Origin of the sequence: Paenibacillus montaniterrae (genome assembly GCF_018403185.1) — a bacterium.
In the GTDB taxonomy this organism is placed as follows: Bacteria; Bacillota; Bacilli; order Paenibacillales; family Paenibacillaceae; genus Pristimantibacillus; species Pristimantibacillus montaniterrae.
In genome coordinates, this window is record NZ_BOSE01000002.1 from 420,933 (window position 1) to 434,481 (window position 13,549).

Annotated in this window: 11 protein-coding genes; 3 read left to right on the forward strand and 8 right to left on the reverse strand. The window is 46.1% G+C overall.

What is annotated here, in order from left to right; genetic code table 11:
• Window positions 1-156: 156 nt before the first annotated feature.
• Entirely contained in the window at window positions 157-1,659 is a 1,503-nt protein-coding gene (locus KJS52_RS07645) for a DHA2 family efflux MFS transporter permease subunit (RefSeq protein WP_213514150.1), read from the forward strand.
• A gap of 117 nt (window positions 1,660-1,776) precedes the next feature.
• On the opposite strand, the gene KJS52_RS07650 is transcribed toward KJS52_RS07645, so the two are convergent.
• Genes KJS52_RS07650 through KJS52_RS07665 form a run of 4 tightly spaced genes read right to left on the reverse strand, consistent with a single transcriptional unit; the run spans window position 1,777 to window position 5,949 of the window.
• The gene (locus tag KJS52_RS07650) at window positions 1,777-1,929 is read right to left on the reverse strand and encodes a hypothetical protein (protein WP_213514151.1); all 153 of its coding nucleotides are present in this window, start codon (window positions 1,927-1,929) and stop codon (window positions 1,777-1,779) included.
• Window positions 1,926-3,035: a GerAB/ArcD/ProY family transporter gene (locus tag KJS52_RS07655; protein WP_213514152.1), complete on the reverse strand. Its 1,110-nt coding sequence runs from the start codon at window positions 3,033-3,035 to the stop codon at window positions 1,926-1,928. Before KJS52_RS07655 ends, KJS52_RS07650 begins: the two co-directional genes overlap by 4 nt.
• Window positions 3,032-4,222, reverse strand: a complete 1,191-nt coding sequence (locus tag KJS52_RS07660) for a Ger(x)C family spore germination protein (protein ID WP_213514153.1) — start codon at window positions 4,220-4,222, stop codon at window positions 3,032-3,034. Before KJS52_RS07660 ends, KJS52_RS07655 begins: the two co-directional genes overlap by 4 nt.
• Complete coding sequence (locus KJS52_RS07665; protein ID WP_213514154.1) at window positions 4,219-5,949, reverse strand: spore germination protein; 1,731 nt, start codon at window positions 5,947-5,949, stop codon at window positions 4,219-4,221. The genes KJS52_RS07660 and KJS52_RS07665 overlap by 4 nt, the downstream gene beginning before the upstream one ends.
• A 227-nt stretch (window positions 5,950-6,176) precedes the next feature.
• Between KJS52_RS07665 and KJS52_RS07670 the strand changes: the two genes are divergently transcribed.
• Together KJS52_RS07670 and KJS52_RS07675 are read left to right on the forward strand one after the other, a co-directional pair.
• On the forward strand, window positions 6,177-7,040 hold the full coding sequence (locus tag KJS52_RS07670; protein ID WP_213514155.1) for a lipoate--protein ligase family protein: 864 nt from the start codon (window positions 6,177-6,179) through the stop codon (window positions 7,038-7,040).
• A 249-nt stretch (window positions 7,041-7,289) separates the two neighbouring features.
• Entirely contained in the window at window positions 7,290-9,062 is a 1,773-nt protein-coding gene (locus KJS52_RS07675) for an alpha-glycosidase (RefSeq protein WP_213514156.1), read from the forward strand.
• A 184-nt stretch (window positions 9,063-9,246) separates the two neighbouring features.
• On the opposite strand, the gene KJS52_RS07680 is transcribed toward KJS52_RS07675, so the two are convergent.
• From KJS52_RS07680 to KJS52_RS27345, 4 genes are all read right to left on the reverse strand, one after another.
• A complete protein-coding gene (locus tag KJS52_RS07680; protein ID WP_213514157.1) occupies window positions 9,247-11,535 on the reverse strand; it encodes an alpha-amylase family glycosyl hydrolase in 2,289 nt (762 codons plus the stop codon).
• A gap of 174 nt (window positions 11,536-11,709) precedes the next feature.
• A complete protein-coding gene (locus KJS52_RS07685) occupies window positions 11,710-12,732 on the reverse strand; it encodes a LacI family DNA-binding transcriptional regulator (RefSeq protein ID WP_213514158.1) in 1,023 nt (340 codons plus the stop codon).
• Window positions 12,733-12,954: 222 nt separating this feature from the next.
• Window positions 12,955-13,302 carry a DinB family protein gene (locus tag KJS52_RS27340; protein ID WP_281425575.1) on the reverse strand — a complete coding sequence of 116 codons (348 nt, stop codon included), beginning with the start codon at window positions 13,300-13,302 and terminating at the stop codon, window positions 12,955-12,957.
• A 33-nt stretch (window positions 13,303-13,335) separates the two neighbouring features.
• Window positions 13,336-13,527, reverse strand: coding sequence for a hypothetical protein (locus KJS52_RS27345; protein ID WP_246563290.1), 192 nt, complete (start codon window positions 13,525-13,527; stop codon window positions 13,336-13,338).
• Between the last annotated feature and the right edge of the window lie 22 nt (window positions 13,528-13,549).

The following is a 13,549-nucleotide window of genomic DNA, read 5'->3' on the forward strand; positions in this document are numbered from 1 at the left end:
GAGCGCCTCCTTACTGTTTATTAGCTATAGTATAACCATCATTTCAGATCATTTTCAAGGTATTTGGACTTTGAGTTCAAAAAACTTGATAAAATTGTACTCATGATATAAAATCATCAAGTGACATTAAAAATTGAGATAGGAGCGACTAACACAATGAGCGAGTCTTTACAGCAATTAAAGAAACCTCCCTACTTTATGTTGGGAATTTTATTTTTCGGTGCATTCGTTTCTTTCTTGAATAACTCATTAATGAACGTTGCCTTACCGACCATTATGGCCGACTTAAATGTTGCTTCCTATGCAACAGGTCAATGGCTGTCAACAGGCTATATGCTTGTTAGCGGCATTTTGATTCCAGTCTCCGCCTTTTTGCTTACCAAGTTTACGAATCGTCAGCTATTTATTACAGCTATGCTATTATTTACACTTGGTACAGCAGTCGCGGCATTAGCGCATAGCTTTGGCATGCTGCTGGCTGGACGCATGATTCAAGCGGCTGGCTCTTCCGTTATGTCGCCGTTGCTGATGAATGTTATGCTGATTAGCTTCCCGCGTGAAAAGCGTGGAGCGGCAATGGGTGTTTTCGGGCTTGTTATGATCGTTGCCCCGGCACTCGGCCCAACCCTGTCAGGCTATATCGTTCAATATTACGACTGGCGCCTGCTGTTTGAAATGGTATTGCCTTTTGCGATCCTCAGCCTGGTGCTTGCCATCTTCAAGCTGGAAAATGTAATGCCAACTCGTCCAACTTCTTTGGACTATCTTTCTGTTGTACTTTCAACGCTCGGCTTCGGCGGCTTGCTGTACGGCTTTAGTGAAGCGAGCACGACTGGCTGGGGCGATCCGGTTGTAATTACAACCATTGCAGTTGGAGCAGTAATGATCGTATTATTTACGCTGCGCCAATTTAAAATGAATGTGCCCTTACTTAACCTGTCGGTTTACAAATACCCGATGTTTGCTTTGAGCTCCTTGATTTCTGTTGTTAACTCAGCGGCACTTTTCTCCGGGATGATTTTAACGCCAGCCTATGTGCAAAGCGTACGTGGCATTACAGCGTTTGAATCTGGTCTGATGATGCTGCCAGGTGCGATTGTAATGGGAATTATGTCGCCAATTACAGGCAAGCTGTTTGACAAGTTCGGTCCGAGAACACTCGGCGTCATCGGCTTGCTCATTACGAGCATTACAACGTATATGATGACCATGTTCGATACGGAAACAACGTACACGCATATTATTGCGCTTTATTCTGTTCGCATGCTGGGGATTTCCATGCTAATGATGCCGATTATGACCAATGGTCTTAACCAGCTGCCGACCCGTCTTAATCCGCATGGTACTGCGGTCAACAATACACTGAACCAGGTGGCAGGCGCACTTGGTACGGCGATCTTCGTCTCGTTGATGAACTCCCATGCAGAAAGCAGCATTGCCGAGCAAATGAGCAAGGTCGATTTGACGACGATAACTGATGCAGAAAAAGCGCATATTGCACAGCTAGGCTTGCTCGATGGCATTCAGTTCTCATTCTTGATTGCAACCTTTACTACCCTGGTCGCGCTCGTACTAACGCTGTTTATTAAACGTGTTGATGTGAGCAAGGAAGCGATCGCCAAGCTTGAAGCAGAGGATGCAGCTGCGAATCAGGCATAAAACGTGAAATGACTGCATATATTGTTAAAGGACACGGCAGTAAATGCAAGGGGAGCGAATGGCATACTCGCTCCCCTTTGGCATTTTCCTTGCAGATACAATCTTTCGTCATACGGTCTACGTATGCTGGCGAAGCATATAGACCAGCTCTGACGCAACGAACAATACCGAGTATATAATCACGTAAGGCGTCAGCTTTTCTTTCTTTTTCTTCAAATAGCGAATTTCGGCAACCATGACGATGGCGAAAATCATAGCGATCAAAATCATGCGTTTTCCTCCATTTGCTCATTTTTCCCCTTGCCTCGTATAATATCAACGATGTAATAGAACAATGGAATACATTCAATGATATAAAAGCTGGTAATCAGCATCGGGTTGTTGAAGATAATAAACTGAAGAGGCGACTTTGCAAAATGAATCGCGCCTACTCCTACAAATATGGCTAGCGGATAAACAATCGACTCATCGTACTTCAAATTAAATATTTTAGATATAATTTGGCTTGTTATTAGCAGCATAAAGCTCATTTTAATAAATATGCTGATCAGCCATAGGCATATAATAATTGGATCCAATGTTTCCAGGTATGATCCACTGCGAATAAGCCTAATCATCTCCAACTCAGGATAATTGAGGTTTGCAGCCAGGTCTGGTCCGATCACTAAAATTATCGAAATCAGATGAACGAGAACAAGCAGCATCGTTAAAGGTATTAAAAACCATATCGTTCTGCCTGTACGCTCCTGCTTGCTCAAATACGGAAAAACATAAATAATTAGCGCAGTTTCCCCAAATATTGAGCCGATATAATATCCTTCCGATGTTGTCCTTACAAAATCAATTTGCTTAACAAAACCTTCTATCATAAACCATTCCACATTGGATTGCACAAGGAATGGAATGATAATAAACGAGAGCATGCTTATGTAAAACAACCCTTCTGCTGCTCTGAAAACGGATTTTACGCCAAAGCGCGCAGTATATGCGATACATAAACCGCACAAAATAATTACAATAAATGGTGGAGTATCCAGTAAGTAAAACTGGAGCAAGAAATCCTGTATATTCCATAGATCAAGCACAATAATAATCAGATTGACGGCAACTACAATCATAATGAGCGGATAATGGACCCAACGTGACACGATATCCGCTCCATAACACGCAAAATGCTGTTCTGGACGACGCTGTGCAAATTTAACAGTTAAAAGAGTGATAACTAAAGCGATGATGCTCCCGAAAATAACACCTGTAGGGGCGCTGAAGCCGCCAATTTGCAGCATTCGTCCTGTGAGAAATGCAACCACTGTGGCAATCAAATGCAAGGTAAAAAACTTCAATACCTGTTTTTGGGTGATCAGTATGTTATTCATTGTTCAGAGCCTTCTTTCTCATGGGCGCTTTGATGCTTATTCCGAAATGACCGGACAACAGAGCCTTTGCGACGCAAATTAATAACGTTTTTGATATCCACGACAAGCTGATCCCGATAAAACTCCCGCCAATCTGCTTGAATTTTATTAAACTCGCGAGGGTACTTAGCGCTAAAATAACGGTCAAAATGAAAAACATCAGCTCCTGTCTGCTGAATGATACTCATTGTTTCCCTGAGCATATTATCCCCGAACTCTTCTATTTTTTTCTCCATCATACGAGTTTGTTCATACTGTGAAAAATCAATATTAGAGTTGTTAGAAAGCACAAGTACTTCAGAGGTAGGATTGACAATAACATGATATTTATTCTCTTTTCTTGTAATCCGGGTCTTTACGTTGACTATTGTGCTGTAAAACCCGACAGTATTGCCATCTGTTGGTGACGCAACGCTATAATAGTACTGTCTTAATTGATTACGTATGCTCTTTGCCCCCGATGTTTGCTCAGGAGTCAATAAAGGCTCTATTAATTTGCCATTGCGAAATATGCCCGCGCCCCCAGTGCCAACGGTAGAAGCAGTGCCGACAACTGCACCTTCCGAAATCTGCGAAAACTTAAGAATCGGAATAAGCCCATCGCCACCGCTTGTATTGGAAATAATAAGATCCCTAACGGTGGTTTGCATGGATGTTTGCTGTTCGATATATTTGTTTAAAATTGTAGCCAAAAAACGTTCCGATACTACCGTAGCCTTCGTAACCTCATCCTTGGCATAGCCGTCAACCATAAACAGATTCGTGTTTAACCTTAAGAATGGATTGTTGGAGGAAAACTCCAGAATTGGAGAAATCCCACTTTCTGCATATGCTCTACCAAAAATAATGTTGCGGTTCTGTCCAAAATTTGCTTTGCGTGACAGATCTCCTTGTACTTTTTGCAGAGCATCCTCGAAGGTTGTCGCTGTACGGCTAAAAAAACCAAATTGCTGGTTTCCTAAGGATTGTCCGCCAGCATCCCCTACAGCCATGTTGTTAGTCAATGGCAGGCCAAGTGTTACCTCAACGCCTTCCTCCGTTTTATCTACAATAATGACACTGACAAACGCTTGGTCATTGAGCTCCTGTGAAGACCAGCAGCCGGTCAGCAATAGCATAAAAAGTAAAATCAACAGCAGCTTCCTCACGATTGATCCCCCTCTTTTTGTGTCCAGCCCCGATTATCGTCAGCTTGTCTTTTCTTTTGATTTGACAAAGCAAAGGTTGGTCGGCTTTTCAGCTTCCACCAAGGCGCGCGAATCAGCACATCCTTCATCGACCCGTAGCTACTCGGTGCCCAAGGCGACAAATAAGGCACGCCGAACGACTTTAGATTCAACATATGGGTATAGATGAGAATCAAGCCGCAAGCGATGCCGAAAATGCCCAGAAAGCCTGCCAAAAGCATAAGCGGAAAGCGCAGCAAGCGGAAAGACAGACTCAGGTCAAAGCCTGGAATAATGAACGATGCAATGCCTGTAACCGATACGATGATGACCATCGCAGAGGATACAATTCCAGCCTGAACAGCCGCCGTTCCGATAATAAGCGCTCCGATAATCGATACCGTCTGGCCGATATATTTCGGAATTCGCACAGATGCCTCACGCAGCGCTTCAAATGAAATTTCCATAATAAAGGCTTCAAGCAAGGCGGGAAACGGAACGATTTCTCGCGCCGACGCAACCGAAATTAACAGATTGAACGGAATCATCTCCGCATGAAAGGTAGTAACTGCAATATAAAAGGATGGCAGCATAATCGAAATAAAGGAAAACAGAAAGCGAACAATTCGAATAAAGCTGGTCGCAATAAAGTTTTGGTTGTAATCCTCCAGCGACTGCATTTTCATAAACATCGTAGCTGGAGCGATCATCGAATCTGGCGTATTTTCCATCAAAATCGCTATTCTGCCTTCCAGTATAGCCGCACTCACCACATCAGGACGTTCGGTATGCTGCATTTGTGTAAATAAGCTGTGAGGATTGTCAGCCAACATTTCCTCGATTTGTGTAGCGGCGATTACGCCAGCATCGTTAATATAGCTTAATCTATTTCTAGCTTCATGAATAAGAGACGGCTTGCATACTCCCTCCAAATAAGTGAGTATAACCTTGGAGGAGGTGTACTCGCCCAACTCGAACACCTCTGTTTTCAGGAGGTGAGTTTTTATTCGTCTTCTTATTAAGCTAAGATTCGTTTGCAGATCCTCAACAAACGCTTCACGAGGTCCGCGAATTACAGTCTCGTTAGGCGCCTCCTCAATTCCCCTCTTCTCAAATTTGCTGAACGGAAAAAGCAGTATTCGCGAATCTCCATCGAAAAAAAAAGCGCCATGACCTTGTAAAATGCTTTTTCTCGCTTCTACTCCATCCTCCACCCATTTCATCTCTGTAATAGGCAACTGATGGAGCCTGTACAGATATTGCGTTAATTCTTGTCTCGTATAAAAGGTACGCCCCAGCAAAGGCCTCAGCACGTGATGCTCAGCTTGATCGATATCAAACATCCCATTCATATAAATGAGTACAGCATTATAATCACGAGCTCCAATCCCCGCATTGATTGAAAAATTGTGGAAAACGAGCTCCGAACAGCGGTCAAACTGCTGCTCGAACCATTCCAGCCGCGGCTGGAGTTCATCTGTCATAATATACTCGATTTCCTGCTGATTTCTGGCAGCTTCAGCTTCATAATCTGATAATTGTGAGTGATTGCCTGACTGCTGGTATTGCGGATTCGATTGTAGACCTTGATATCCGACAGATTGATTCTGTTGCTCGGCCTGCTGTGAATGCTGCGCTCCATTTTCTCCTTGTTTACTTGACGCAGCTGTTTCGTTATTCATATCTTTCCCGTTCTGTTTATCGCTCATGATCATTCACCGCCTTCGTATATAACTTTCATTAGTTTGAACAATATTTGTAAAAATATGAGTCTTTCTTGCAGGATCAGCAGAAAATAATATTCCGCTTATTGCATTCTCAACTCCAGCGCAACCGTTTTTCAGCAGCAAAGCTGAAGCTGATGTACTACAATAGATATAAATAGCAAAGAAAGCTTCCGAGCAAATCTGCTCAGCTTTCAAAAAAGGAGAAGAGGATGACAAAGCACGCTATCACTTCATGGGCCAGGCAAATGCATATCGTTGATTATAGTAATCAACTTGCAAGCAATGATCCTTATTTGGCATTTGCAATGGATGAGTGGCTGTGCAGGCAAGCAGCGCAAAGCGGGATCAGCATTTGCCATATTTGGCGTCATCGCAATGCATTTATTTTAGGGCAGCGGGATGCCCGTCTGCCGCGCGCAGAACAAGCGGTGGAGTGGCTGCGTTCGAACAATTGGTTGCCGATCGTACGCAATTCGGGCGGGGCAGCTGTGCCGCTTGATGCTGGCGTAGTCAACATCTCGCTAATATTTCCGCTGCAGCAACCTGCCAGCTTTCATCAGGATTTTGAAAAAATGTTTGAGCTGATTGCGGCTGCATTAGCGCATACAGGAGCCTCGGTACAAAAAGGGGAAATTTCGGGAGCTTACTGCCCTGGAGATTATGATTTGAGTATAGACGGCTTGAAGTTTTGCGGAATTGCTCAGCGCAGACAGTTGCATGCGTACGCTGTACAGGCGTTTATCATCGCGTCCGGAAAAGGGAAGCATCGTACAAAATTAGTACGTGAATTTTATGAGAGGGCCGCAGTTGGCGCCGAGCAGTCCAGCTATCCGAATGTAACGGATCAAAGCACAGCAAGCCTGGAGGAACTAGCCGGGCTAGGCGCTCTAGCTCATCACAGCTTTGCCGAGGCGATCAAGCAAACGATACAGTCCAATCAAAGCGCAGAGCTGCGCAGGCTGCAGCAACCACTGAACCTTAGCAGCCTTATTAGCCTGCCGGAGAACGAGCAGCTTGCAGCGATTGCAGCCCAGCTAAGGCAGCGCTACTACAAGCTCCACTCCCGGTCCTGAGGCATGCGTGTTATAGCGTATATGCTGCAACATTTTTCAACTAATTTTTTTGCAAGGACTACTATACCTGTGACACATAATGTTATATAATTAACGTGTTGAGAGATACAATATAAAGGCAATGCTACCGCCACCTATGTTCTATGCTTTGCATGAACGTTTTATTTTAGGAAAAGGTACAACCTCGGACTTAAATGAGCCCAGGTTGTACCTTTTCTTATTTATTACACATTTTAAGGAGGAATTTTAATGTTGCTGGAAGCGGTATATCACAGACCGAAACAAAACTGGTCGTACGCCTACGACAAGCAAACGGTCCATTTGCGGATCAGAACGAAAAAGAATGACTGTATCAAGGTAGAAGCCATTGCAGGAGACAAATATGCGTGGGCCTTCACCATGAAAAGCATGGAAATGCGTGTATTTGCTCAGGATTCGCTTTATGACTACTGGGAAACGACTGTAGTCCCGCCTTTTCGCAGACTTCGCTACGCCTTTCGTTTAACTGACGCTAGCAATGGCGAGCAGCTCATTTTTATTGAAAGCGGCTTTATTAAGGAGCTGCCGGAGGACCCGAAAAACTTTTTCGAATACCCGTTTATTAATCCTGTAGACGTGTTTGAGCCGCCAGCATGGGTTAAGGATGCCGTATTCTATCAAATTTTCCCTGAGCGCTTTGCCAACGGCGATCCATCGCTTAATCCGGCAAATGTGGAAAAATGGGGCGGCAAACCAACTCCATCCAATTTCTTTGGCGGCGATCTGCAGGGAGTTCTTGATCATCTGGATTATATTGCCGAGCTTGGCGTTAATGCGATTTATTTTACGCCTGTTTTTGAAGCAACAACGAATCATAAATACGATACACACGACTATTTGAAGGTTGATCCTCATTTCGGTACAAATGAAAAGCTGAAGGAGCTGGTCGCAGCTTGCCATGAGCGCGGCATCCGCGTTCTGCTTGACGCTGTTTTCAACCATTCCGGACGCACCTTCCCGCCATTTGTCGATGCGCAAAAAAATGGCAAGGACTCCAAATATGCAAGCTGGTTCCATGTGCGCGAATGGCCGCTGCAGGTGGTCGATCGCGTTCCAAGCTATGAAACCTTTGCATTCGAACCTCTGATGCCAAAGCTTAACACAGAAAATCCTGAGGTTAAGGAATATTTGCTGCAGGTAGCCCGCTACTGGATTGAAGAGGTCGGCATTGACGGCTGGCGGCTTGACGTGGCGAACGAGGTTGACCACCAATTTTGGCGTGAATTCAGACAAGTCGTAAAAGGGGTAAATCCGGAAGCCTACATTCTTGGCGAGATTTGGCATGACTCCATTATGTGGCTGCAGGGCGACCAGTTTGACGCTGTAATGAACTATCCGTTCACGAATGCGGTGCTTGATTTCTTCGGTCATCAAACGCTAAGCGCACAAAGCTTTGCAGACGCTATCGGCAAGCAGCTTGCCGCATATCCGCAGCAGGTTACTGAAACAGCCTTCAACCTGCTGGACAGTCATGATACACCGCGCCTGCTTACGATTTGCGAGGACAATGAAGCCGCTATGAAGCTGGCAGCCTTGTTCCAGCTTACGTACCCGGGAACGCCTTGCATCTACTATGGAGATGAGATCGGCTTGAATGGCGCTGGCGATCCGGACTGCCGCAAATGTATGATATGGGAGTCAGAGAAGCAAAATCAAGAGCTGCTCAGCTTCTACAAGCAGGTTATTGCGCTGCGCCATAGCTATAAAGCGCTGCGCAGCAGCGACATTTCCTTCCTTCATACAGGCGCCCAAGAAACAGATGGCACACTCGTCTATGAGCGTCGTGACGGAGACGAGCGACTACTGATCGCCCTCAATGCCCGCAAGCAAGCATCGAAGCTGGAGCTTGCCAATAGCTCTGGCTCAAGCTGGACAAAGCTGCTTACCGAAGGGGGCGCCGAGCATGCGAATGATCAAGCAGCTAATGCGCTCAGCCTGTCATTGCCCGGCTTCAGCTTTATTGTCCTGAAATGCGAAAACTAGGGCGCGTCTGAAAACTAAATTTATCGTTAAATAATAAAACCCACAAGACTGCCACGTTTTAAGTGATCAGCTTGTGGGTTTTCCTGCTGCCATAATAATTGAGAACAATTAATGATGATACGGCAGTAACTATATCATGTTACAGCAAAATCAATTTTATACGTATGGGCAGTAGAGAAATCACTTACTGCCACGTGTAGACTGGAGTGTCTGCCGAGCCGGTAGAGCTTGTTGGCGAAGTAATGACCCGATTGCTGCCGCTTTCCCATACGACATTGCCGGCTCCGTCCTTCTTAATGAATTTGAACTCGATCGTTGTGCCCTTCGGTACGCTGACCGGCAGGAACCAAATCGGGTAGTCCGGATTCAGCATCGCTTCAGTTGATTTTGCCGGGTCCCAGCTGCCCAGCTCGGGAATATTTCCGACAATGTGAATGTTTTGCCCATATACGGTTGAAGCATTAACCTTGAATATCACCTGCACCTGATCGCCAGACAGCACTTCATAAATAAAGCTGTTGCTGACATTAGCGCCTTTGGTAACTGTTATCGCCTGTTTGCCTGCTGCTACATTAGGCACAATAGCCTCGATAAACGTATCGTTATTCGCGACAACCGTCGCAGCAGTCGTGCCGAATTTCACCGTTACCGAGCCTCCCAGGCCAGTTCCGTAAATGTATACAGTATTGCCTGCACGCCCGGACGTCGAGACAACGTCGCCGATTTTAGGAGACTCGCCAAGCGGTGGATTGTACGACCATACGCTAACCTCGCCACCGGAAAGCGTAAAGCTGGAAAGCTTGTTTTGACCGCCAACAGTCGTTACCGTGTTGCTTGCACCGTATAACAGGCCTCCTAGCACATCCTCATAGGTGCCGGCAGGCAGCGTTGTGTTCAATGCAGGAACTGTAAAGGAGAGGTCTGGCTGTCTGTTGATCGCGACAATCACCTGCTTATCGAAAAACTGGCGCTGGTAGACAAGCACATCATTGGTGCTGTATAAAACGGAGGTTGTTCCGTAAGCGACAGCATCATTGGATTGACGCAAATCCGACAGCTTCTTAATTAATTTGTAGGCAGTGGAATTTTCGTTGAAGGCCACTTCCTTCTCCATAAATACACGACCTGCAATATCGCTGCTATTATCGGATGTAATATACTGCTCTGTCCCATAGTAAATGTTAGGCGTGCCGCGCGAAGTCATTAGAGCAGCCAGAGCGGCATGATACGGCTTGTCATTCGGCTGAATGTAGCGGAAGCGGGTTACATCATGGTTGTCAAGGAAGGTTACCGCCTGATTCTCATACGAATAGTCTGCACTAGTCGCCAGCATCATATTGCCAAAGTCCGTCATCGTCTCTGAGAAATGACCGAACGCATTTGTAGCGGCACGGAAGTATTCAAAATCAAGATTGTTAACGCCGGTGCGATCCGGGAAGGTACGGTATTCATCGTACTTCGGATCTGGTCTGCCGATAAAGAACTCCCCGAAATGAGTAACAGGGCCACCTGCGGCTGAATCGATTGCATCCTTTAGTCCCTTGGTAAAGGCTGGGCTCATATGAAGCGTTGCATCATGTCTGAAGCCGTCTACACCTTTGCTTTTCCAGAACAAGGCCGCTTTCTCCAAATGCTCTATAACCGCCGCATTTTCATGCGAAAAATCTGCAAGCGAGCCGAGATCCTTATGTCTGTAGCCGAAGCGGGAGCCATCATTGCCGCGATCGCCGATGCCGTGGAACCAGCCGTTCACATCATTATTCGGATCGGCCAGCAAATTTTCCACCTTACCATCGCCGTTGTAGTCGTAAGGCTCGCCATTGGCATCAAATGCGTACTCGCCGCTGCTTGTTTTGTCAGGCTCATAGAGCTTGCCATCCTCTGGAGCAAAGCCTAGCGTCGGATTTTGCCAGCGGCTCGTATGATTCGTAACGAAGTCAATCACCAGCTTAATGCCTTCGGCGTGCAGCGCATCGCGCAGCTCTTCAAAATCCTGCAGCATGCCAAAATGCTTGTTCGTTGCAAAATAGTTGCGTACATGATAACCATGGAAGCTTGTCCAACGATCCATGCCGCCGCCCGCCTTATGATCCTCAATGACCGTATCGCGGTTCTCATACGGCGCTGAAATCCATACAGCGGTTACGCCCATATTTTTTAAATACGGAATTTTATCAATGATTCCCTGCCAGTCGCCGCCTTGATACAGCTTCAAGTCATTGCCGTCACCGCGGCCATCCTGATTCGCGTCATCAAATAAAGTCGGATCAAAGCCAGCAGGTATATTGTTGCTTGTGTCACCATCTACGAAGCGGTCTGTAATGATTTGATAAACTGTATCCTTCGGTGTAACCGGGCCCAATGCGCCAGATGCTGTCAGCGCATCAGCAGTGGAAGGATTTGCTGTCCATACAGGCAACAGCAAGGCAAATGATAATGCGAATACGAGTAAGCGTTTCCATTTGATTGACATAACGAACTCTCCTCATCTCTTAGTAAGATAGCATTACACCTGACCTGAACCATTATCAATATTGCTTCTTCTTCGTCTTCCCGCTCCGGCATCCCCCCTTTCAATATTGCAAATGATAGCGCGCAAACGATTGCATTATCATTAAAAAATAGCACCGCTCTTAAAGCGGATGCATTAAAATTGAATACTTGCTGAGCTTTGACGCACAACCAGCTCTACACCGAGCACAATGTGCTGCTGCTCCACTGGTTCGCCATCCATTAATTGAATGAGCTGCTTAATCGCACGCTGGCCTTTTTGTGCGATATCCTGATGAACGGTCGTTAAGGCCGGAATTGTATAGCTTGCCTGAAGGCTGTTGTCAAAGCCTACGACCGACAGCTGCTGCGGCACGCTAATGCCTAAATCATACAGCCCCTTGAGCAAGCCAATCGCTGCCACATCCGATAGGCAAAATACAGCACTTGCCTCGCTTAATTGAGCGGCGATTTTTCCAGCAACGCGATAGCCGCTTAACGCGGATACCGGCTCCTGCAGCACAAGCTCCTCACGCGGCGCGATTCCTGCTTCCGCCAACGCTCTGCAATAACCAAGCCAACGGTAATAATTGACGCCTTTTTCGCTCAGCTTGCCTGACAGCAAAACGATATTGCGATGGCCCAACGAAATAAGATGCTTCGTCCCTATATAGCCGCCCAGCTCATCGTCAAGACTTATATGCGGCAAGCGATCATTCTGCAAATAACTGTCAACAAATACAACTGGAATGCTCAGGCGTTCAATGCGACTCATAATTTCGCTTCCCTGAATCGCACCGATTACAATGAGCCCGTCAATTTGCCGCTCGCGTACAAATGAAAACGTCTCATCTGGCTCCACACCTACCAAAATAATTTGCAGTCGCTTCGAACGAGCCCCTTCCTCTATGCCGGCTACTAGCTGCCAATAAAACGGGTTGTCCATCAGCTTTCCGGTCTCCATATACGGAACAATAACCGCAATTAATGAGGAGCGCTTGTCCCGTAAATTTCTCGCTGCTGTGCTTGGTGCAAATTCCAGCTCTTCTATGATCCGATTGATTTTCTGCTTCGTTGCTTCAGCTACTCTGCCCGTCCCGTTAAGCACGTTGGACACCGTAGCAATCGATGTCCCAGCGAGCCTGGCTACATCCTTGATTGTTACTTTATTCCCTTCCACAATACTGCCTCCAAATAAAACGTTTCATCATTAATAATAAGCGAAATGAAAGATTATCTATTTAGGTTTAGATTATTTTGATGAAACGTTACATCACTATCTCTAGCTTAATAGATCCAACAAATTTTGTCAATATTATCCATGGAATTTTTCTTCTCCATTTACGAGCAGTAAGAAGGGATGCTCCAGCAGAACGATCATGACGGAGCATCCCTTCTTTAATTAAAAGCTTTTTTGCACACTTGACCCATATAAAAACCTGCAGTACCCGATCTCAGAAGCGTTTTTCATCAGCTCCAGATTAAGCCAGCCAGCTAGCTCATAAAATGGCTTGTTTGCAAAAGGCCAGCGCGTTCGCTCGGCTTGAAGCAGTTGTTCATCCGTTAACGACTCTATTGCAGTATTCCACTCATCTCGAAGGCTTGCTATTTTCGCCTTTGCTAGTGCTATGCTTCCGGGCCATTGTACAGCTTCACGAGTCAGACTCGCATTGCCGAATGAATGGTCGAGCGTCATTGACCACCAAAATATAATATGCCAGGTGAGCCATGCGATGCTGGCAGGTCCGATATCATAAGCCTCCGATTGTGGCCAATCTGCTCGTCAGCCTCCACCTTCTTGCTTGCGGACATGCAGTCCTGCCGTCGCGGGCTGCCACAGTCCTTCATCATCATCCAAGTCATGAAGATGATACTCCAGCAGCTGCCAAGCGATATCCAATTGAGACTGGAGCAGTTGTCGAATATGCTGCCCCTCATTATTGTCAGGGGCAGCTCCCTGTATAGCAGCTTCCACAGTACTTCCTCCCTTCATCACC